We start from the raw sequence: 21314 nt of genomic DNA on the forward strand, positions 1-21314 counted from the left end.
TTCCGGGCGGGATCTCCGGCTGCGTCGTTTCGGGGGCTGTGCCTCCCGATCCACCGGAGGCACTCACCTGGCGGTGTGGTCGTCCTCCGGTCCTTCCCCCCAGGGGAGGTCTCAGGCGAGTCCGGCCACCAGGTCGGCGACGGACTTGCGGCGTCCGGTGAAGAAGGGCACCTCTTCCCGGACGTGCATGCGGGCCTCGGAGGCGCGCAGGTGACGCATGAGGTCGACGATGCGGTAGAGCTCGTCCGCCTCGAAGGCCAGCAGCCATTCGTAGTCGCCCAGCGAGAAGGAGGCGACGGTGTTGGCGCGCACGTCCGGGTAGCCGCGGGCCATCTTGCCGTGGTCGGCGAGCATGCGGCGGCGGTCCTCGTCGGGCAGCAGGTACCAGTCGTAGCTGCGGACGAAGGGGTAGACGCTGACGTAGTCGCGGGCGACCTCGTCGGCGAGGAAGGCCGGGATGTGCGACTTGTTGAACTCGGCCGGGCGGTGCAGGGCCATGTTCGACCACACCGGCTCCAGCGCGCGGCCCAGCCGGGTGCGGCGGAACAGGTTGTACGCGCTCTGCAGCTCGTCCGCGGTCTCGGCGTGCCACCAGATCATGACGTCGGCGTCGGCGCGCAGGCCGGAGACGTCGTAGGTGCCGCGGACGGTGATGTCCTTGGCGGCCAGCTGGTCGAACAGCTCCTGGACCTCGTCGGCGAAACCGGCGCGGTCCTCCGGCAGGACGTCCTTCAGCTTGAAGACGGACCACAGGGTGTAGCGGATGACCTCGTTGAGGTCCTTCGCCTTCTTCCCCGCGTTGGGAATCTTCTCTGGTGCAGTCATGTGCCTATTGTCCCGTGCGCTGATCAGTGGTCGGTGCCAGGGGTGCCGTACGCCTGCCGAGCGCGGTGATCACCGTGTCCGCGGCCCGACCGGCGCTCGCGATGCAGGCCGGGATGCCCACTCCGTCGTAGAGCGCGCCGCACACCGCGAGGCCCGGCAGGGCCTCGACGGCGCCGCGGATCCGGGCGACCCGGTCGAGGTGGCCGACCGGGTACTGGGGCAGACCGCCGTCCCAGCGGGTGACGGTGGAGGCGACCGGCCGGGCCGTCAGGCCCACGGCCTCGCCGAGGTCGGCGAGGGACACCTCGACGAGTTCGCGGTCCTCGCGCTCCAGATCGCGCTCGTCGCCGTAGCGGCCCACGGAGGTCCGCAGCAGGAAGAGGTCGGGATCGGTGCCGGCCCAGGCCCACTTGTTGCTGGAGAAGGTGGAGGCCTTGATGGTGCGGCCGTCGACGGGCGGTACGAGGAAACCGCTGGCGCCGCCGCCGGCGACGGCCTCGGGCAGCTCGCTGCGGCGGAAGGCCAGGGTGACCAGCGCCATGGAGGCGTATTCGACCCGGTGGAGTTCGGCCGCTGCGGCCGGTGCGAGGGTGTCCAGCAGCCGGCCGGCAGGCCCGGCCGGGACGGCCAGGACGACGCCGTCCGCGTCGAGGGTCTCCTCGGCGGCGACGACGCGCCAGCCGTCAGCCGTACGGAGGACCTCGCGGACGGGGGCGCCGGTGACGATGCGCGCGCCGGCGGCGCGGCAGGCGTCGGCCACGGCGAGCGGGAGGCGGCCGATGCCTCCGTCGATGCCGGCGAAGACCGGACCGGCCTGCTCGGGCCGGGCCTGGGCCCGGCGCTGGATCTCGCGGACGCCGTCGCCGAGCAGCGCGTGGGTGCGGGCGGCCTCGTAGAGCTGGGGCACGGCGGCGCGCATGGAGATGCGGTAGGCGTCGCCCGCGTACACCCCGCCGAGCAGCGGCTCCACGAGCCGGTCGACCACCTCGCGGCCGAGGCGGGCGGCCACGTACGCTCCGACCGCGACGTCCTCGCCGATCTCGGTGGGCGCCAGCGTCGGCTCGGCCTGGATGCGGGCCAGTCCCTCGGCGGAGAGCACCCCGGAGGCGGCGAGCGGTCCGAGGTCGCCGGGGACGCCCATGACGTGGCCGCGCGGCATCGGCCTCAGCGCACCCCGGGTCCACAGGTGGGCGGTGGCGGTGGCGGGCGGCTGGACGGCGTCGGCCAGGCCCACGGCCTCGGCGAGCGCGACGGCCTCGGGGCGGCGGGCGAGCATGGACTCCGCGCCGAGGTCGACGCGGGCGCCGGCCAGCTCGCCGGAGTACAGCTTGCCGCCGAGCCTCGGCCCGGCCTCCAGCAGCGTGACGCGGGCGCCCTCGGCGAGGAGGCGGTGGGTCGCCGCCAGGCCCGCGATGCCGCCGCCGACGACGACCACGTGGCCCGGGGCGCCACCGGGCCGGGTGGGGGCCGCCGGCCGGTCCGTACGCATGTCCGCTTCGTGCATGGACACATCGTCTCAGACCGATCACCGAGGCCGGACCGTGACCGCATCGGGACCGGCTCGGAACCGCACGTGCGAAACCCGCGACGGGACCCTGGACGTCGAAACGGCAACACACAGCCGATCATCGGGGGTTCACACCATGCGTGCTCATGCGGCGGCGGCCCTGGCGGCCCTCTCCCTGGCCGGGGCTCTGACGCTCACCGGCTGCGGCGCGAGCGACCAGGGATCCGGCAGCGACAAGGCGGCGGTCGCACCGCCTGCGGCGGCGGACGGGAAGGCCGAGGCGGGGGCGGCGGGCGCCGCGGCGGCCCCGGCCCCGGCGGGGTCGGCGGGGTCGCCCTCCGGCCGGACCGACACGGCGCCGGTCGCGGTCCGCCCGAACGTCATCCGGACGGCGACCCTCGGCATCGAGACGGCGGACGTCCCGAAGACGCTCGCCGCGGCGCGCACCGCGGCCGACGGCGCGGGCGGCCATGTCGGCAACGAGTCGACCAAGCGCGGCGAGAACGGCCGGATGACCTCGACGGTGACCCTGCGGGTGCCCGGCGAGCGCTACGACGCCGTGCTCGGCTCCCTGGAGGGCAGCGGGAAGCTGCTGCACCGCAAGGTCGACGCGCAGGACGTCACCGAGAAGGTCGCCGACATCGGCAGCCGCGTCTCCTCGCAGCAGGCCAGTGTGGCGCGGGTGCGGGAGATGATGGGCAAGGCCACCGCGCTGAGCGAAGTGGTGATGCTGGAGGGCGAACTGAGCCGGCGCCAGTCGGACCTGGAGTCGCTGCTGGCGCAGCAGACGGCGCTGAAGGACCGGACCTCCATGGGCACGATCACGCTGGAGGTGTCGGAACCGGCGTCGCCGGCGGCGGAGGGGAAGGAGAAGGAACCCACCTTCCTCGGCGCGCTGGGCGCAGGCTGGGAGGTGTTCACGAAGGCGTTGCGCTACCTGCTGGTGGCGTTGGGGGCGCTGCTGCCGTTCCTGGTGACGGCCGCGGTACTGGTGCTGCTGGGCCGGGCGTACCGGCGGTGGCGGCCGACGCGGCCCCGGACGGGCCCGACCGGGGAGCCGCTGCCGGTCCCCCCGGCCCGCACGCCGGCAACGGCTCCGGCTCCGTCCTCGCCCTCCGCCGCGGCTGCGGACGCCGGGTCCGGCGTGCAGGACTGAACGCGCGTTCGCCCGTAGCGTGTTCCCCAGTCGACAGTGGTGAAGGGGCGGTGCGGGCGATGGCGACGGAACGACTGGTGGTGGTCGGGGGCGACGCGGCGGGGATGTCCGCCGCCTCGCAGGCCCGCAGGCTGAAGGGGCCGCGGGAGCTGGAGATCGTCGCCTTCGAACGCGGCCGGTTCACCTCGTACTCGGCCTGCGGCATCCCGTACTGGGTCGGGGGGCTGGTCCCCCGGGCCGAGGACCTGGTCGCGCGCACGCCCGAGGAGCACCGCGCCCGGGGCATCGACCTGCGCACCCGCACGGAGGTCGTCGAACTCGATCTGCCCGGGTCCCGGGTCCGCGCCCGGGATCTGGACAGCGGGTCCGAGTCGTGGACGCACTACGACAAGCTCGTCCTGGCCACCGGTGCCCGGCCGGTCCGTCCTCGGCTGCCGGGCATCGGCGCGCACGGGGTGCACGGCATCCAGACCCTGGACGACGGTCGGCGGCTGATGGACACGCTGGAGCGCACGCCCGGCCGGCGGGCGGTCGTCGTCGGAGCGGGTTACATCGGCGTGGAGATGGCCGAGGCCCTGGTCCTGAGGGGCTACGAGGTGACCGTCCTGCACCGGGGCGAACAGCCGATGGCCACGCTGGACCCCGACATGGGCGGCCTGGTGCACACCGCGATGAACCGCATGGGGATCCGCACGGTCGCGGGCGCGGAGGTGACCGGGGTGCTCGCCGACGACGAGGGCCGGGCCCGCGCGGTGGCCACGGCGGCCGGCGAGGAGTACCCGGCGGACGTGGTCGTGCTCGGCATCGGCGTGGAGCCGCGCACCGCACTCGCCCGCGCGGCCGGTCTGCCGCTGGGGCCTTCGGGCGGCATCCTCACCGATCTCTCGATGCGGGTCCGGGGCCGTGCCGACGTCTGGGCGGGCGGGGACTGCGTGGAGGTGCTCGACCTGGTCGCGGGACGCACCCGGCACGTCCCGCTGGGCACCCACGCCAACAAGCACGGCCAGGTCATCGGCTCGGGAGTCGGCGGCGGCTACGCGACCTTCCCCGGGGTCGTCGGTACGGCCGTCAGCAAGGTCTGCGACCTGGAGATCGCCCGTACGGGGCTGCGCGAGCGGGACGCCCTGGAGGCGGGCCTGCGCTTCGTGACGGCCACCATCACCTCCACCAACACGGCGGGCTACTACCCCGGCGCGGCGGAGATGACGGTGAAGATGCTGGCGGAGCGGCGTACGGGCCGCCTGCTCGGTGTACAGATCGTCGGCGGTGCCGGATCCGCGAAGCGGGTGGACGTCGCGGCGGTGGCCCTGACGGCGGGCATGACGGTGGAGCAGATCGTGGCGCTCGACCTCGGCTACGCCCCGCCGTTCTCCCCGGTGTGGGACCCGGTCCTGGTCGCGGCCCGCAAGGCGGTCTCCGCGGTCCGCGCGGCGGGCGTCTGACCGTCCTGCGCACGGCGCCGCACGGCCGCCGGACGGAAGCGGCGCCGGCCCGCGTCCCGTCGTACGGGGCGCGGGCCGGCGTTCCGGTCGTGCGGGAGGGGCCTCAGCGGGCCGTCCTGGTGTGGACGTAGTCCACGAGCCGGGTCAGGGCGTCCGGGTCGGTCGTCGGGAGAACGCCGTGGCCGAGGTTGAAGACGTGGCCCTCCAGGCCGGCGGCGGCCGCGAGGACCTCGTCCGTCCTGGCCCGGACCGCCTCCGTGGTGGAGAAGAGCACGGCCGGGTCCAGGTTGCCCTGGAGGGCCTTGCCCGGACCGACCCGGCGGGCGGCCTCGTCGAGCGCGACCCGGTAGTCGACGCCCACGACGTCCGCTCCGGCCTCGCCCATCAGGCCGAGGAGCTCGCCCGTGCCGACGCCGAAGTGGATGCGGGGGACCCCGTAGGAGGCGACGGACTGCAGGACCTTCGCCGAGGCGGGCATGACCGAGCGGCGGTAGTCCGCCGGGGCGAGGGCGCCGACCCAGGAGTCGAAGAGCTGCACCGCGGAGGCGCCGGCCTCGATCTGGACCTTGAGGAAGGCCGAGGTGATCTCCGCGAGGCGGTCCAGCAGGTCGGCCCAGAGCTGCGGGTCCCCGTACATGAGGGCCTTGGTGTGCTCGTGGTTCTTCGAGGGGCCGCCCTCGACGAGGTAGCTCGCGAGGGTGAAAGGCGCGCCCGCGAAACCGATCAACGGCGTGGAGCCCAGTTCACCCGTGAGCATGCCGATCGCCTCGGTGACGTAGTGGACGTCCTCCGGGGTGAGGTCGCGCAACTGTGCGAGGTCCTCGCGGCGGCGGATCGGCTGGGCGACGACCGGGCCGACGCCCGGCTTGATGTCCAGGTCGACGCCGATGGCCTTGAGCGGGACCACGATGTCGGAGAAGAAGATCGCCGCGTCGACGTTGTGGCGCCGCACCGGCTGCATGGTGATCTCGGTGACCAGGTCGGGCCGCATGCAGGACTCCAGCATCGCGGTGCCCTCGCGGACCTTGCGGTACTCGGGGAGGGAGCGCCCGGCCTGCCGCATGAACCACACCGGCGTGTGCGGTACCGGCTCCCGTCGGCACGCCTTGAGGAAGGCGGAATCGTACGTCTGGCTCGGCTGGCCCTTGGGGCTGTCGTTGGCGCTCACGACCCAAATCTTCGCACGTATGAAGAAGTGCCCGCCTCGGCGCGGGTGTCCCTGCGCCGTACGGGCTCACATACCGCCTAGTCTTCCCCGCATGGCTGCGGCTCAGGGACGATTTTCAGATGGCGCCGACGGTACGGACAGCGCGAAGGAGGGCTCCGTCCCACTCCCGTTCCGCCGGGCGGTCGAAGGTTTGAAGAGGGCCCGGCTGCGTCCGGGGGTCGAGATCGAGCCGACGAAGCCGCCCCAGCGGCTGGCGCCGTACGCCTACGCGCTGGAGGCCGCGGTGGTGGACGGGGAGGACGACCTGGCCGACGGCCGGCTCATCCTGCTCCACGACCCGGCCGGGCACGACGCCTGGCACGGCACCTTCCGGCTGGTGACGCTCGTGCGGGCCGAGCTGGAGCCGGAGATGGCCGCCGACCCGCTGCTGCCGGAGGTGTGCTGGTCCTGGCTGACCGGGGCACTGGAGGCGCGCGGGCTGGCGTACGGGGAGGCGAGCGGGACGGTGACCATGGCCGGCTCGCACTACTTCGGCGGGCTCGCGGAGCGGCGGCCCGCCACGCAGATCGAGATCAGGGCCTCCTGGACGCCGCGCGAGGGCGTGGGCGGGGTCCCGGACACCCCGGCGCACCTGTCGGCGTGGTGCGAGCTGATCTGCCAGATCGCCGGGTTGCCGCCGGTGGGGCCGACGGACACGGCGACGGGCGTGGTCTCCCTGCCACAGCGCCGCGGTCCGCACCACCCGTAGGTGCGGGGCCGTACGGCGGCGCCGCGGGGGGAACGGCCGGTCGAAGTCCGCGCGCGCGTGTCGCAACCGTGCCTGGATTGCGGGCTTCTGATCACCCGATGATCGATCGTGCGTCCGAATTGCCCGAATTGTTACTCACCAAATCGTGATCATTCCCTAAAGCCGGGCGGGTGACGTGCCGAAGGAGTCAGTGACCATCCGCACGGTTCGCACCGGCTTCCTTCCCCTGAGCCGGCCGTCCCGCCACTCCCCCAGGAGGCCTAGGTGTCCGTTCTTCTCGAGCAGCCCGCAAGCCTGGTCGCCTACCGCCCGAACAAGCCGACCGCCATGGTCGTCGTGGCCGACCCGCGCGTCCGCTCCACCGTGACCCGCCATCTGTGGGCCCTCGGCGTGCGCGACGTGATCGAGGCGTCGTCCATCGCGGAGGCCCGCCCCCGCGTCGGCAGCCCGCGCGACATCTGCGTGGCCGACGTGCACCTGCCCGACGGTAGCGGGCTCACCCTCCTCTCCGAGACCCGTGCCGCGGGCTGGCCCAACGGCCTGGCCCTGTCCGCCGCCGACGACATCGGCGCCGTGCGCAACGCCCTCGCGGGCGGGGTGAAGGGCTACGTCGTCACCGGTACGCGGACCAACATCGGGCTCCCCACCCGCCCCGGCGCCGCCCCCATCGGCGCCGCAGCCGCCCGTATGCACCGCCGCCCCCCGGGTGCCCCGAGCCACCCGGGCGGCTACCGCGAGCTCTCCGGCCGCGAGGTCGAGGTCCTGCGCCTCGTCGCGGAGGGCCAGTCCAACAAGGCCATCGGCGTCTCGATGGGCCTGTCCGCCCTGACCGTCAAGTCCCACCTGGCCCGCATCGCCCGCAAGCTGGGCACCGGTGACCGCGCCGGCATGGTGGCCGTGGCACTGCGCACCGGGATCATCCACTGAACGCGGGCCGCGACCCCCGGATAGACATCCGGGAGACCCCCGGAAAACTTCCCGCGTATTGACCGCGCCCGTCGACGGAACGTTCCGGCGACGGGCGCCTCGTATCCACGGATACCCTTGAGCGGTGACCGACGCCCAAGAGACCGCAGCAGACCTGCGCACCACCACCGGGGGCGGCCCCCCGGACGATGTCGTTGTTCCGCCCGGTGGGGTGCCGATCCCTTTGCTGGAGCCCCGTGAGGGGATCCCTCCGGTGGTCGCCGACCCCGACGCCCTCGCCGAGGTGGTCGCCGCCTTCGCCGCCGGCACCGGCCCCGTGGCCGTGGACGCCGAGCGCGCCTCCGGATACCGCTACGGCCAGCGCGCCTACCTGGTGCAGCTGCGCCGCGAGGGGGCCGGTTCCGCGCTGATCGACCCGGTGGGCTGCCCCGACCTGTCCGCACTGGGCGAGGCCCTCTCCGGCGCCGAGTGGATCCTGCACGCCGCCACCCAGGACCTGCCGTGCCTGCGGGAAATAGGCATGGTCCCCACGTCGCTGTTCGACACCGAGCTGGCGGGCCGGCTCGCCGGCTTCCCGCGGGTCGGGCTCGGCGCGATGGTCGAGAGCGTTCTCGGCTACGCCTTGGAGAAGGGCCACTCCGCCGTCGACTGGTCCACCCGCCCGCTGCCGGAGCCGTGGCTGCGCTACGCCGCCCTGGACGTGGAACTCCTGGTCGACCTGCGGGACGCGCTGGAGAAGGAGCTGGACCGGCAGGGCAAGCTGGAGTGGGCCCGCCAGGAGTTCGAGGCGATCGCCTCCGCGCCCCCCGCCCCGCCGCGCAAGGACCCGTGGCGCCGTACGTCCGGCATGCACAAGGTGCGCCGCCGCCGGCAGATGGCGGTCGTACGGGAGCTGTGGGAGTCCCGGGACCGGATCGCGCAGCGGCGCGACGTCTCGCCGGGCAAGGTGCTGGGCGACGCCGCGATCGTCGAGGCGGCGCTGGCCCTGCCGGCGAACGTGCACACCCTGTCGGCCCTGCCCGGCTACGGGCAGCGGATGGGCCGGCGCCAGCTGGACCAGTGGATGGCCGCCGTGGACCGGGCGAAGGCGCTGCCCGAAAGCGAGCTGCCGCAGCCGGGGGCCACCCCGGTCGGGCCGCCCCCGCCGCGCTCCTGGGCCGACAAGGACCCGGCCGCCGCGGCCCGGCTGGCCGCGGCCCGCACGGCCGTCTCGGCGCTGGCGGAGCAGCTGAACCTGCCCCAGGAGAACCTGATCACCCCGGACACGGTCCGCCGGCTGTGCTGGGAGCCACCGCAGCGGCTGGACGCGGACGCGGTGGCTCAGGCTCTGGCCCTGCACGGCGCCCGGCCGTGGCAGATCGAGCAGGTGACCCCCATCCTCCTCGCGGCCCTGTCGCCCACGGCCTAGCTCCCTCGCCCCACGTGCCCCGGTCCGCGCCGTACGGACCGGGGCACGGCCGGTTCAGAGCGGCCGGGCGGTGTAGTCGCCGTCCGTGTCCATGAAGAAGGTGCCCTTGGTGTGGCCGTCGATCTCGGTGTGCTTGAGCCACTTCCGGGACAGGTGGTGGACGTGCTTCACCACACGCTCCCACGGGATCTGGTGGCCGGCGCAGGCCACCTCGAAGTGCATCTTCCTCGGCCCCGGAATGGCGTTGTAGAGCTCGGTCACGGAGAGGAAGGGGTTGGTGCCGGGGGCGCTGTTCACCGTCTTGTCGTGCTCGCCGACGACGATGAGCACCGGAACTGTGTGGCCGAGGACGTTGTCCACCTTGGCACCGGCCTTGTTCCAGCCCCACCAGAAGGCGTTGCGGAAGCGCAGCACCCCCGAGGGCACGCCGGACAGCGGCGGTCCCCAGTTGCGCCCCACGACGTCGTTCTCCATGATCGCCGACCACACGGTCTCGACCATGCCCTCTTCACGCTGTTCGTCGCCGCAGCCGAGCTCCCTGTCCCAGGCGTCCTTGAAGCCCTCCCTGCCCGCGATGTTCATCGGGAAGGTCCACAGGGAGGGCGGAGGGGGAAGGGCGTCCGGCCGCCCCCATTTGGTCCCGGGCTTGCTCGCGGGTCCGTCCGGGCGGAAGACCGGGGCGAGCAGGAACAGGCTGGAGACGTTGTCCGGGTACTGGATGGCATACGGTCCCAGCGCCACCGCGGCGGCGGACCAGCCGAAGAGGGCGACTTTGTCCACCCCGCGCTCGGTCTTGATGTACTCGACGACGGAGTGGACCTCGGCCCAGTCGCCCGCGGAGTCGCCAAGGTGCTTGGCGTACGAGGGGCTGCAGGCGGCCGCCAGCGGGTGGCCGTCGAGCAGGAGCTTGGCCTGCTGGGTGGCGTTGGTGTTGCACGGCTCGTTCATGACCGACGGGCGCGGTGAGCGGCCGTGGCCCTGGAGGTCCATGGCGAAGACGTCGAAGCCGGCCTTGGCGAGGAACAGCATCCAGTTGTACTCGCCGGTGCCCAGGTCCGCGCCGGGGAGTACCGGGACGCTGCGGCCGTGGAGCATCAGAACGGCCTTGCGCCGGGTGGGGTTCTTCGTGCCGTCACGCTCCCGGACGAAGAGTTTCACCACCTCGCCCTCGTTGATCGGCAGTGTGGAGGTGTGCTTCACCTCGTGGTCGATGGGCGGGAAGAGCATGGTTCTCCCTTCGGTCTGCCCGGGCGCCCGGGCGCCGGGTCCGGGCGGGATGCCCGCGAGGGGGCCAGAATCGGGAAGTGGGCGGGGCCGTGCCATTGACGTGACCGGGGCGAGGTGGTGGCCGACCCGATCGGGTAGCGCGCGCGCTCCGATCGGGCGGGCGTGAGGAGGGGGCGCGCGTGAACCCGGGGGCGGGGGCGGAGTGTGACCTTCGCCGCTCCTCGGGGAGGGGGTGTGCACATTGGTTACCCGCAAGTAGCATGATGAGGTGAGCGGGCGCTCAGGCAACGTGTGCCGAGTGCGCCCCCGCGCAGCAGTGCCATCCCGCACCTGGAGGAGAGCCAACGTGCCTCGTACCGTCAGGGACGTCGTCTTCGTCGACGGCGTCCGCACCCCGTTCGGCAAGGCGGGCCCGAAGGGCATCTACCACGAGACCCGCGCCGACGACCTCGTCGTGAAGGCGATCCGGGAGCTGCTGCGCCGCAACCCGGACCTGGACCCCAAGAAGATCGACGAGGTCGCCATCGCCGCGACCACGCAGATCGGCGACCAGGGCCTGACGCTGGGCCGTACGGCCGGCATCCTCGCGGGCCTCCCGCAGTCCGTCCCGGGCTACTCCATCGACCGCATGTGCGCCGGCGCCCTGACCGCCGTGACCGCCGTCGCGGGCGGTGTCGCCTTCGGTGCGTACGACGTCGCCCTCGCCGGCGGTGTCGAGCACATGGGCCGCCACCCCATGGGCGAGGGCGTGGACCCGAACCCGCGCTTCGTCTCCGAGAAGCTGGTCGACGAGTCCGCCCTGTTCATGGGCATGACCGCCGAGAACCTGCACGACCGGTACCCGACGATCACCAAGCTCCGCGCCGACGAGTACGCCGTGCGCTCGCAGGAGAAGGCCGCCAAGGCGTACGCCGACGGCAAGATCCAGCAGGACCTGGTCCCGATCTCGGTGCGCAACACCAACGCGGAGGTCGGTGAGACGGGCTGGGGCCTGGTCACCACCGACGAGCCGATGCGCCCGGGCACCACCCTGGAGAACCTGGCCGGCCTGAAGACCCCGTTCCGTACGCACGGCCGGGTCACCGCGGGCAACGCCGCCGGTCTCAACGACGGCGCCACCGCCGCGATCATCGCGTCCGAGGACTTCGCCCGGGAGAACAACCTCCCGGTCAAGATGCGCCTCGTCTCCTACGCCTTCGCCGGCGTCGAGCCGGAGGTCATGGGCTACGGCCCGATCCCGGCCACCGAGAAGGCACTGGCGCAGGCCGGACTGTCCATCGAGGACATCGGGCTGTTCGAGATCAACGAGGCCTTCGCCGTGCAGGTGCTGGCCTTCCTGGAGCACTACGGCATCGCCGACGACGACGCCCGCGTCAACCAGTACGGCGGCGCCATCGCCTTCGGCCACCCGCTGGCCTCCTCCGGCGTGCGCCTGATGACGCAGCTGGCCCGCCAGTTCGAGGAGCAGCCGCACGTCCGCTACGGCCTGACCACCATGTGCGTCGGCTTCGGCATGGGCGCCACGGTCATCTGGGAGAACCCGAACTTCAACGCCGAGGGAGACTCCAAGTGAGCACCACCGCTGAGCTCCTGAAGGGCGCGGCCGAGCTGTTCCCCGACGAGGTCGTCACGTCCGCGCACGTCCGCCACCTGGACCTGCCGTTCGGCGCCGGGCGCTTCGCGCTCATCACGCTGGACAACGGCTTCGACCACACCAAGCCGACCACCTTCGGCCCGCAGTCCCTCGCCAACCTGAACGCGGCGATCGACCAGGTCGAGCAGGAGGCCGCCGCCGGCACCATCGTCGGCGCAGGGCTGACCGGCAAGCCGTTCATCTTCGCGGTCGGCGCCGACCTCAAGGGCGTCGAGCTGCTGAAGAAGCACGACGAGGCGCTCGCCATCGGCAAGGGCGGCCACGACGTCTTCAAGCGCCTCTCCGCGCTGGCCGTCCCCACCTTCGCCTACTACAACGGCGCGGCGATGGGCGGCGGCGTCGAGGTCGGTCTGCACTGCACCTACCGCACCGTCTCGAAGGCCATCCCGGCCTTCTCGCTGCCCGAGGTCTTCCTCGGCCTGGTTCCGGGCTGGGGCGGCTGCGCCATCCTGCCGAACCTGATCGGCGCCGAGCGCGCGGTCTCGGTCATCATCGAGAACTCGCTGAACCAGAACCGCCAGCTCAAGGGCAAGCAGGTCTTCGAGCTCGGCATCGCCGACGCGATCTTCGAGGGCGCCGACTTCCTGGAGCAGTCGCTCCTGTGGACCGCGAACGTCCTGAACGGCACCACCGAGGTCGTCCGCGCCGAGGTCGACCGCGGCGAGGCCTGGGACGCGGCCGTCGCCAAGGGCCGCTTCATCGCGGACTCCAAGGTGCACGGCGCCGCTCCGGCCGCCTACCGGGCGCTGGACATCATCGCCGCGGCCAAGGACGGCGACCTCCAGGCGGGCTTCGACGCCGAGGACCAGGCCCTGGCCGACCTCATCATGGGCGGCGAACTGCGCTCCGGCATCTACGCCTTCAACCTGGTCCAGAAGCGCGCCAAGCGCCCGGCCGGCGCCCCGGACAAGTCCCTGGCCCGTCCGGTCACCAAGGTCGGCGTCGTCGGCGCGGGCCTGATGGCCTCGCAGCTGGCGCTGCTGTTCCTGCGCCGCCTGGAGGTGCCGGTGGTCCTCACCGACATCGACCAGGAGCGCGTGGACAAGGGCGTGGGCTACGTCCACGCCGAGATCCAGAAGCTGCTCGGCAAGGGCCGCATCAACCAGGACAAGGCCAACCGCCTGACGGCCCTGGTGAGCGGTGTCCTGGACAAGGCCGAGGGCTTCGCGGACGCGGACTTCATCATCGAGGCCGTGTTCGAGGAGATGTCCGTCAAGCAGAAGGTGTTCGCGGAGGTCGAGGCGGTCGCCCCGGCGCACGCGATCCTCGCCACCAACACCTCCTCGCTGTCGGTGTCGGAGATGGCCTCCAAGCTCCAGCACCCCGAGCGCGTGGTCGGCTTCCACTTCTTCAACCCGGTCGCGATCCTCCCGCTGTTGGAGATCGTCCGCGGTGAGCAGACCGACGACGCCTCGCTGGCCACGGCCTTCGGTGTCGCCAAGAAGCTGAAGAAGACCGCGGTCCTCACCAAGGACGCCCCGGCGTTCGTCGTGAACCGCATCCTCACCCGCTTCATGGGCGAGATCCAGAACGTCATCGACGAGGGCACCCCGGTCGCCACGGCGGAGAAGGCCATCGAGCCGCTCGGCCTGCCGATGTCCCCGCTGGTGCTGCTGGAGCTCGTGGGTCCGGCGATCGGCCTGCACGTCTCCGAGACCCTGAACCGCTCCTTCCCGGAGCGCTTCACCGTCTCCCCGAACCTCAAGCGGGTCGTCGAGGCCGGCAAGCGCGGCTTCTACGTCTACGACTCCGGCGCGCCGGAGCTGGACCCCGAGGTCGCCGCCCTCCTGGTACAGGGCGACTCCGTCCTGACGGAGGAGCAGGTCCGCGACCGCGTCCTCGACGCGGTGGCGCAGGAGATCGGCCTGATGCTGGAGGAGGGTGTCGTGGCCGAGGCCCAGGACATCGACCTCTGCCTCATCACCGGTGCCGGCTGGCCCTTCCACCTGGGCGGCATCACGCCGTACCTGGACCGTGAGGGCGTCTCGGAGCGCGTGAACGGCAAGAAGTTCCTCGCCCCCGGTATCGCGAGCGTCCCGGCCTAGTCCGGGTCGCGGACCGCTGTTCGACGCCGAGGCCCGTCTCCCCCGGGGGGCGGGCCTCGGCCGTTCGAATACCTGTCTAAGATTCACCCCCATGACGGAAACGCACGCGCGGCCCAGGCGCCGCCGACGCCGCATTCTGCGGATCACCCTGCTGCTGGTCGCCGTGCTGATCCTGGGCGCGGCGGGGGCGGGCTGGTGGACGTACAGCCACCTCAACGACAACATCGACAGCGTCGACCTGGACCAGGCCATCGGGGACAACCGGCCCGCCAAGGTCGCCGCGAACGCGCAGAACATCCTGGTGCTCGGCTCCGACTCGCGGGCCGGCGCCAACGGGGACCTCGACCACGGTGCCGTCAGCGGGGCCCGTTCGGACACCGCGATGCTGGTGCACATACCCGAGGGCCGGGCGAAGGCCACCGCGGTGAGCATCCCCCGCGACACCCTGATCACCCGGCCCGAGTGCAAGGACCGCAGCGGCAAGTCCGTGCCGTCCGCGAAGCGGGTGATGTTCAACTCCGTCTACTCGCTGGCCGGTCCGGCCTGTGTGGTCAACACCGTCGAGCAGATGTCCGGTGTCCGCGTGGACCACTTCGTCGAGGTGGACTTCGCCGGCTTCAAGGGGCTGGTGGACGCGCTCGGCGGGGTCACCGTGACCCTGGACAAGCCGATGAGCGGCGCCAAGGGCGGCCTGAAGCTCGACGCGGGCACGCACCGGCTGAACGGCGCCGACTCGCTCAAGTTCGTCCGTACCCGGTACGGCTACGGCGACGGCAGCGACCTCGGACGCATAGGCCTGCAGCAGCAGTTCATGCTGGCGATGCTGGCGGAAATCAAGAAGCAGGACGCGTTCGGCAACCCGGCCCGGCTGTACAAGCTCGCGGACGCCGGCACCAAGTCGCTGACCACGGACTCCGATCTCGCCTCGCTGACGGCGCTGTCCGACTTCGCGCAGAGCATGAAGGGCGTGAACCCGGAGACGATGGAGACCATCATGCTCCCGGTCGCCTACGACAAGGTCGACCCCAACCGCGTGGTCGCCGCCGAGCCGCAGGCCACCCAGTTGTGGGACGCCCTGCGCAAGGACGAGAAGGTCCCCGCCTCGGCCAAGGTGTCCCCGGCCAAGGGCTGAGGCGCCCGCGTACACGGAGCCGGCCGTACGGGTGACCGTACGGCCGGCTCCGGCGTTCGTGCGCGGCGCGCTCTCAGTACTTTGCGTCCGCGCCGACCTTGCCGAGTCGGCTGTTGCGGCGGCCGTAGACGAAGTAGACGACGATGCCGACGGCCATCCAGATGCCGAAGCGCAGCCAGGTCTCGGCGGGCAGGTTGAGCATCAGCCAGAGCGAGGCGAGGATCGACAGGATCGGGACGAACGGCACCCACGGGGTGCGGAAGGCCCGGTGCAGGTCGGGGCGGGTCCGGCGCAGGATGATCACGCCGAGCGCGACGACCACGAAGGCGAACAGGGTGCCGATGTTCACCAGTTCCGCCAGCTTCTCCAGGCTGGTGAAGCCGGCGACGATCGCGATGGCCACACCGAGCAGGACGGTCGCCCGGTACGGGGTGCGGTACTTGGGGTGGGTGACGGAGAAGGTGCGCGGCAGGAGTCCGTCACGGCTCATCGCGAAGAACACGCGCGTCTGGCCGAGCAGCAGGATCATGCACACGGTGATCAGGCCGACCGACGCACCCAGGCTGATCGCACCCGAGAAGAAGGGTTGGTCCACCGATTTGAAGGCCTCGGCGAGTGGCGCGGACGGCGACATCTCCGAGTACTTCTGCATGCCGGTCACGACCAGCGTGACGGCGACGTAGAGGACCGTGCAGATCAGCAGCGAGCCGAGGATGCCGCGCGGCATGTCCCGTTGCGGGTTCCTCGTCTCCTCCGCCGCGGTGGCCACGACGTCGAAGCCGATGAAGGCGAAGAAGATGAGCGAGGCCGCCGTGAAGATGCCCATGACGCCGAAGTTGGTGGGTTCGTAGCCGAAGAGCAGCTGCACCAGCGGCGAGTGCCAGCCGCTGGTGCCCTCGGCCTGGGGCTGGGCCGGCGGGATGAACGGCGAGTAGTTGTCGGCCTTGATGAAGAACAGGCCCGCGATGATGACCAGCAGGACGACGGTCACCTTGATGGCGACGACGACGGCGGTGATACGGGCCGACAGCTTCGTCCCGACGACCAGGATCCACGTCAGTACGAGGACCAGCAGGAAGGCCAGCAGGTCGAAATGACCGCCGGCGTCGGGTCCGGACAGGGAGGTCGGCAGGGTCCAGCCCAGGTTGGTGTCCATGAGGTGGCGCACGTAGCCGGACCAGCCGACCGCGACCACCGCGGTGCCCAGTGCGAACTCCAGCACCAGGTCCCAGCCGATGATCCAGGCGGGCAGCTCTCCGATGGAGGCGTAGCTGAAGGTGTACGCCGACCCGGCCACCGGGACGGTGGACGCGAACTCGGCGTAGCAGAGCGCCGCGAGAGCGCAGACGATGCCCGCTGCCACGAAGGCGAGGGCCGTTGCGGGTCCGGCGTTGTTCCGGGCCGCGATGCCCGTGAGGACGAAGATGCCGGTGCCGATGATGACACCCACACCGAACACCGTCAGGTCCCAGGCGGAGAGCGACTTGCGGAGCGCGTGTTCCGGCTCCTCCGTGTCGCGGATGGACTGCTCCACCGTCTTGGTGCGGAAGGGGCTGTTCATATCCCTACTCACCGACGCACCTCCGAACAGGTGTCGACGCACGCGAACGGGCCGGGAGGCCCACTCCTCAAGAGTGATCTCCCGGCCCGTGACGTGCAACCGCGCGGCGACCCGGCGTCAGTCGACGGTGGCGGCCGGCTCGCTGTCGTAGCGGCCGTCCAGCTTGGCCACCAGGCCGGTGACCTGCCGGGCGATGTCCGGGGCGGTCAGGCCGATCTCGGCCAGGATCTCCTTGCGCAGGGCGTGGTCGAGGAAGCGCTGGGGGATGCCGAAGTCCCGCAGGGGCACGTCGACGCCCGCGTCCCGCAGGGCCTGCGAGACGGCGGAGCCGACACCGCCGGCGCGGCCGTTGTCCTCGACGGTGACGACCACGCGGTGCCGGTCCGCGAGCGGGGCCAGGGCCTCGTCCACGGGCTTGACCCAGCGCGGGTCCACGACGGTCGTGGAGATGCCCTGCTTGTCGAGCAGGTCCGCGATCTCCAGGCACATCGGGGCCAGTGCGCCGACCGAGACGAGCAGTACGTCCGGCCGGGTGACCTCGGAGCGCGGGGCGCGGAGCACGTCCATGCCGCCGATCCGGCCGACGGCCGGGACGGCCGGGCCGACGACGCCCTTGGAGAAGCGCACCACGGTCGGGGCGTCCTTCACCTCGACGGCCTCGCGGAGCTGGGCGCGCAGCTGCTCGGCGTCGCGCGGTGCGGCCAGGCGCAGGCCGGGGACGACCTGGAGGATGGACATGTCCCACATGCCGTTGTGGGAGGCGCCGTCGTCGCCCGTGACACCGGCACGGTCCAGGACGAAGGTGACGCCGCACTTGTGGAGGGCGACGTCCATCAGGACCTGGTCGAAGGCGCGGTTGAGGAAGGTCGCGTACACCGCGAAGACGGGGTGGACGCCACCGGTGGCGAGGCCGGCAGCGGAGGTCGCGCCGTGCTGCTCGGCGATGCCGACGTCGTAGATGCGGTCGGGGAAGGCCTCGGCGAACTTGTTGAGGCCGACCGGGTGGAGCATCGCCGCGGTGATGCCGACGATGTCCGGGCGCTCGTGCCCGATCTTGACCATCTCGTCGGCGAAGACGGAGGTCCAGCTGGCGGCGGCGGTCTTGACGGGCAGACCGGTGTCGGGGTGGATGACGCCGACGGCGTGGAAACGGTCCGCCTCGTGCTCCAGGGCCGGGGTGTAGCCGCGGCCCTTCTGGGTGAGGCAGTGCACGATGACCGGGCCGCTGAAGCGCTTGGCGCGCTGGAGCGCGGACTCCAGGGCCTCGATGTCGTGGCCGTCGATGGGGCCGATGTACTTCAGGCCCAGGTCCTCGAACATGCCCTGCGGGGCGATGAAGTCCTTGAGGCCCTTCTTGGCGCCGTGCAGGGTCTCGAAGAGCGGCTTGCCCACGACCGGGGTGCGCTCCAGGAGTTCCTTGCCGCGGGCGAGGAAGCGCTCGTAGCCGTCGGTGGTGCGCAGGGTGGCCAGGTGGTTGGCGAGGCCGCCGATGGTGGGCCCGTAGGAGCGCTCGTTGTCGTTGACGACGATGACGAGCGGGCGGTCCTTGGCGGCGGCGATGTTGTTCAGCGCCTCCCAGGCCATACCGCCGGTCAGGGCGCCGTCGCCGATGACGGCGGCGACGTGGTGGTCCTGGCGGCCCAGCACCTCGTTGGCCTTGGCCAGGCCGTCGGCCCAGCCGAGGACGGTGGAGGCGTGCGAGTTCTCGATCACGTCGTGCTCGGACTCGGCGCGCGAAGGGTAGCCGGACAGGCCGTTCTTGGTGCGCAGGCCGGCGAAGTCCTGGCGGCCCGTGAGCAGCTTGTGGACATAGGCCTGGTGGCCCGTGTCGAAGAGGACCTTGTCCTTGGGCGATTCGAAGACCCGGTGCAGGGCGATCGTCAGTTCGACCACGCCGAGGTTGGGGCCGAGGTGCCCGCCGGTCTTGGAGACGGCGTCGACGAGGAAGGACCTGATCTCGGCCGCGAGCTGGGTCAGCTCCTCCTGGCTGAGCCGGTCCAGATCGCGCGGTCCCTTGATGCGGGTCAGCAGCACCCGTGCCTCCTTGCAGTTGCTTGCTGGTCTGTCGAGTCTAATGTTCCGTTCGCGGGCGCGGTCATCGGGCCGTCCCGGCGGGGTAACACCTTTGTCATACATGTACGGACAACCGGACGGCCACACCGCGCATACGGGCGTATACCCGCACAGGAGTGCCCGTGTTCGCACGCACGGATGCCCGGCGCCACACGAGGTGGCGCCGGGCACTGTGACCGTTCTTACCGCCGCGGACGGCTTCCGCGGGCGGTCGGGCGCGCGGTCAGGCGCGTCCGGCCGTCTTCTGGGTCTTGCGGGTGACCGAGTCGATCACCACGGTGGCCAGCAGGACCGCGCCGGTGATCATGTACTGGATCGGCGTCGCGATGCCCTCCAGTGCCAGACCGTACTGGATCGAGACGATGACCATGACGCCGAGGAGGGCGTTCCAGGTCCGGCCCCGGCCGCCGAAGAGGCTGGTGCCGCCGATGACGGCCGCCGCGATCACGTTCATCAGCAGGTCGCCGGCGCCGGCGCTCTGGTTGGCCGCCGCGATCTTGGAGGCCCAGAAGAGACCGCCGATGGCGGCGAAGGTGCTGGAGATCGCGAAGACGGTGATCCGGATCCGGGTGACGTCGATGCCCGCGCGGCGGGAGGCCTCGACGCTGCCACCCAGTGCGAAAACGTTTCGCCCGAAGGTCGTGCGGCGCAGCACGAAGTCCGTGACGATCAGGGCGAGCAGGAAGACCACCACTGCGAGCGGCAGGCCCTTGTACTGGTTGAACAGTACGGCGGGGCCGAAGGCGAACACCGCGAGCAGGCCGGTGCGCAGCAGGATCTCGGCGAGCGGGCGGCTGGGCATGCCCGCGGCGCCGCGGCGCCGTGCGTCGAGGAAGCCGGCGAGGAAGTAGCCCACCACCGCGAGTGCGGCCAGCCCGTAGGCGACGGCCACGTCCGAGAAGAAGTACGTGGTCAGCTGGCCGACCACGCCGTCGGAGTCGAGGTTGATCGTGCCGTTGCTGCCGAGGATCTGCAGCATGGCGCCCAGCCAGAAGAGCAGGCCGGAGAGGGTGACGGCGAAGGCCGGGGCGCCGATCTTGGCGAAGAAGAAGCCGTGGATGCAGCCGATCAGGGCGCCGCCGGCGACGGCCGCCAGGATCGCGAGCCATTCGTTCATGCCGTGGGTGACGGCGAGGACGGCGACGATGGCGCCCGAGACGCCGCTGACGGAGCCGACCGAGAGGTCGATCTCACCGAGCAGCAGCACGAAGATGATGCCGATGGCGATCATGCCCGTGCCGGTCATCGTGATCGCGATGTTGGTGAGGTTCTCGGGGGAGAGGAAGTTCTCGTTCAGTCCCTGGAAGATGGACCAGATGACGATCAGACCGATCACGACCGGCACGGAGCCGAGGTCGCCGGCCTTCATCTTGCGCTTGAACTCGCCCCAGTAGCCGGCGAGCCCCTCCTCCCTGACCAGCAGGCGGGGGTCCACGGCCGGGATCGCGTCGTGAGCGGCCGCCGGGTTGACCGGGTCGATGTGGCCGGCCGAGTCCTTGTTCAGCGGATCCGTGGGGTTCTGGGTGCTCACTTGCCGGCCTCCCCGGTGCGGGCCGCCCGGCGGGTCACGGCGTTGTCCGTGGCACCGGTGATGGCGGAGATGATCTCTTCCTGCGAGGTGTCGGCGACGTTGAAGACACCGTTGTTGCGGCCCAGCCGCAGGACCGCCACCTTGTCGGCGACGGCCTTCACATCGGCCATGTTGTGGCTGATGAGGATGACGGCGTGGCCGCGCTCGCGCAGCCGCTCCACCAGGTCGAGCACCTGAGCGGTCTGCTCGACGCCGAGGGCGGCGGTGGGCTCGTCGAGGATGACGAGCTTGGGGTCGCCCAGCATGGAACGGGCGATCGCCACGGTCTGGCGCTGACCGCCGGACAGCGAAGCGATGGGGATGCGGACACTGGGGATCCGGATGGACAGGGTGGTCAGGAGCTCGCGGGCGCGGCGCTCCATCTCCACCTCGTCGAGGACGCCGAAGCTCTTGAGCTCCCGGCCGAGGAAGAGGTTGCCGACGACATCGATGTTGTCGCACAGCGCCAGGTCCTGGTAGACCGTGGCGATGCCCAGGTTCTGGGCGTCGTGGGGCTTGCCGATGGAGACCGGGCGCCCCTCCCACTCGATGACGCCGTCATCGATGGGGTGCACGCCGGCGATCGTCTTGACCAGCGTGGACTTGCCGGCACCGTTGTCGCCCACCAGGGCGACCACTTCACCGGAGTGGATCTCGAGTTCTACGTCGGTCAGGGCCTGGACGGCGCCGAACCGCTTCGAGACCCCTCGCAACGCCAGCACGGGCGCAGCGGACACATGAACCATCTCCTTCGCCGCCTGACCGGCGGGGATGTCGTGCAGAAGAGCAGGAGCGGGGCGAATGGGGGAACGTTTCTGCCCGGCGCCCCGCCGGGTGGCGGGGTAAGGAGGGGCGGGGCGCCGGTCAGGCA

The 21314-nt window shown here is 71.6% G+C and carries 16 protein-coding genes; 8 read left to right on the forward strand and 8 right to left on the reverse strand.

Annotated elements, in window-relative coordinates:
- Positions 1–111 precede the first annotated feature (111 nt).
- Both hemQ and hemG read right to left on the reverse strand, forming a co-directional pair.
- Positions 112–825 carry a hydrogen peroxide-dependent heme synthase gene (hemQ, locus tag IF89_RS0116900; RefSeq protein WP_030767948.1) on the reverse strand — a complete coding sequence of 238 codons (714 nt, stop codon included), beginning with the start codon at positions 823–825 and terminating at the stop codon, positions 112–114.
- A 4-nt stretch (positions 826–829) separates the two neighbouring features.
- Positions 830–2314 (reverse strand): protoporphyrinogen oxidase, encoded by a 1485-nt coding sequence (gene hemG / locus IF89_RS0116905; RefSeq protein ID WP_051807139.1) that lies wholly within the window; start codon positions 2312–2314, stop codon positions 830–832.
- Between the two features lie 154 nt (positions 2315–2468).
- Here hemG and IF89_RS0116910 point away from each other — a divergent pair, with 154 nt between their 5' ends.
- Together IF89_RS0116910 and IF89_RS0116915 are read left to right on the forward strand one after the other, a co-directional pair.
- Complete coding sequence (locus IF89_RS0116910) at positions 2469–3488, forward strand: DUF4349 domain-containing protein (protein WP_043194044.1); 1020 nt, start codon at positions 2469–2471, stop codon at positions 3486–3488.
- Between the two features lie 59 nt (positions 3489–3547).
- Positions 3548–4930 (forward strand): FAD-dependent oxidoreductase, encoded by a 1383-nt coding sequence (locus tag IF89_RS0116915; protein ID WP_030767957.1) that lies wholly within the window; start codon positions 3548–3550, stop codon positions 4928–4930.
- A 103-nt stretch (positions 4931–5033) separates the two neighbouring features.
- Here the strand turns inward: IF89_RS0116915 and hemE are convergent, their stop codons facing one another.
- Entirely contained in the window at positions 5034–6098 is a 1065-nt protein-coding gene (gene hemE / locus IF89_RS0116920) for a uroporphyrinogen decarboxylase (protein WP_030767959.1), read from the reverse strand.
- A 91-nt stretch (positions 6099–6189) separates the two neighbouring features.
- Between hemE and IF89_RS0116925 the strand changes: the two genes are divergently transcribed.
- From IF89_RS0116925 to IF89_RS0116935, 3 genes are all read left to right on the forward strand, one after another.
- A complete protein-coding gene (locus tag IF89_RS0116925) occupies positions 6190–6846 on the forward strand; it encodes a DUF3000 domain-containing protein (RefSeq protein WP_030767963.1) in 657 nt (218 codons plus the stop codon).
- Positions 6847–7110: 264 nt separating this feature from the next.
- Entirely contained in the window at positions 7111–7773 is a 663-nt protein-coding gene (locus IF89_RS0116930) for a helix-turn-helix transcriptional regulator (RefSeq protein WP_007267191.1), read from the forward strand.
- A gap of 124 nt (positions 7774–7897) precedes the next feature.
- Positions 7898–9181, forward strand: coding sequence for a ribonuclease D (locus IF89_RS0116935; protein WP_030767966.1), 1284 nt, complete (start codon positions 7898–7900; stop codon positions 9179–9181).
- A 54-nt stretch (positions 9182–9235) separates the two neighbouring features.
- Here the strand turns inward: IF89_RS0116935 and IF89_RS0116940 are convergent, their stop codons facing one another.
- Positions 9236–10408 carry an alpha/beta fold hydrolase gene (locus IF89_RS0116940; RefSeq protein ID WP_030767969.1) on the reverse strand — a complete coding sequence of 391 codons (1173 nt, stop codon included), beginning with the start codon at positions 10406–10408 and terminating at the stop codon, positions 9236–9238.
- Between the two features lie 346 nt (positions 10409–10754).
- On the opposite strand from IF89_RS0116940, the gene IF89_RS0116945 reads away from it, so the two are divergent.
- The 3 genes from IF89_RS0116945 (at position 10755) to IF89_RS0116955 (ending at position 15239) form a co-directional block, all read left to right on the forward strand.
- Positions 10755–11981 carry a thiolase family protein gene (locus IF89_RS0116945; protein ID WP_030767972.1) on the forward strand — a complete coding sequence of 409 codons (1227 nt, stop codon included), beginning with the start codon at positions 10755–10757 and terminating at the stop codon, positions 11979–11981.
- Positions 11978–14107, forward strand: coding sequence for a 3-hydroxyacyl-CoA dehydrogenase NAD-binding domain-containing protein (locus IF89_RS0116950; protein WP_030767974.1), 2130 nt, complete (start codon positions 11978–11980; stop codon positions 14105–14107). Before IF89_RS0116945 ends, IF89_RS0116950 begins: the two co-directional genes overlap by 4 nt.
- A 91-nt stretch (positions 14108–14198) precedes the next feature.
- On the forward strand, positions 14199–15239 hold the full coding sequence (locus IF89_RS0116955; RefSeq protein WP_030767977.1) for an LCP family protein: 1041 nt from the start codon (positions 14199–14201) through the stop codon (positions 15237–15239).
- 73 nt (positions 15240–15312) lie between these two features.
- On the opposite strand, the gene IF89_RS0116960 is transcribed toward IF89_RS0116955, so the two are convergent.
- From IF89_RS0116960 to IF89_RS0116975, 4 genes are all read right to left on the reverse strand, one after another.
- On the reverse strand, positions 15313–16800 hold the full coding sequence (locus tag IF89_RS0116960) for an amino acid permease (RefSeq protein ID WP_030767979.1): 1488 nt from the start codon (positions 16798–16800) through the stop codon (positions 15313–15315).
- A 117-nt stretch (positions 16801–16917) separates the two neighbouring features.
- Positions 16918–18834 carry a 1-deoxy-D-xylulose-5-phosphate synthase gene (gene dxs / locus IF89_RS0116965; RefSeq protein WP_030767989.1) on the reverse strand — a complete coding sequence of 639 codons (1917 nt, stop codon included), beginning with the start codon at positions 18832–18834 and terminating at the stop codon, positions 16918–16920.
- Positions 18835–19096: 262 nt separating this feature from the next.
- On the reverse strand, positions 19097–20377 hold the full coding sequence (locus IF89_RS0116970) for an ABC transporter permease subunit (RefSeq protein WP_030767992.1): 1281 nt from the start codon (positions 20375–20377) through the stop codon (positions 19097–19099).
- 23 nt (positions 20378–20400) lie between these two features.
- Positions 20401–21189, reverse strand: coding sequence for an ATP-binding cassette domain-containing protein (locus IF89_RS0116975; protein ID WP_030767995.1), 789 nt, complete (start codon positions 21187–21189; stop codon positions 20401–20403).
- Between the last annotated feature and the right edge of the window lie 125 nt (positions 21190–21314).

It is taken from the genome of Streptomyces sp. NRRL F-2664 (assembly GCF_000719345.1).
Taxonomy (GTDB): domain Bacteria; phylum Actinomycetota; class Actinomycetes; order Streptomycetales; family Streptomycetaceae; genus Streptomyces.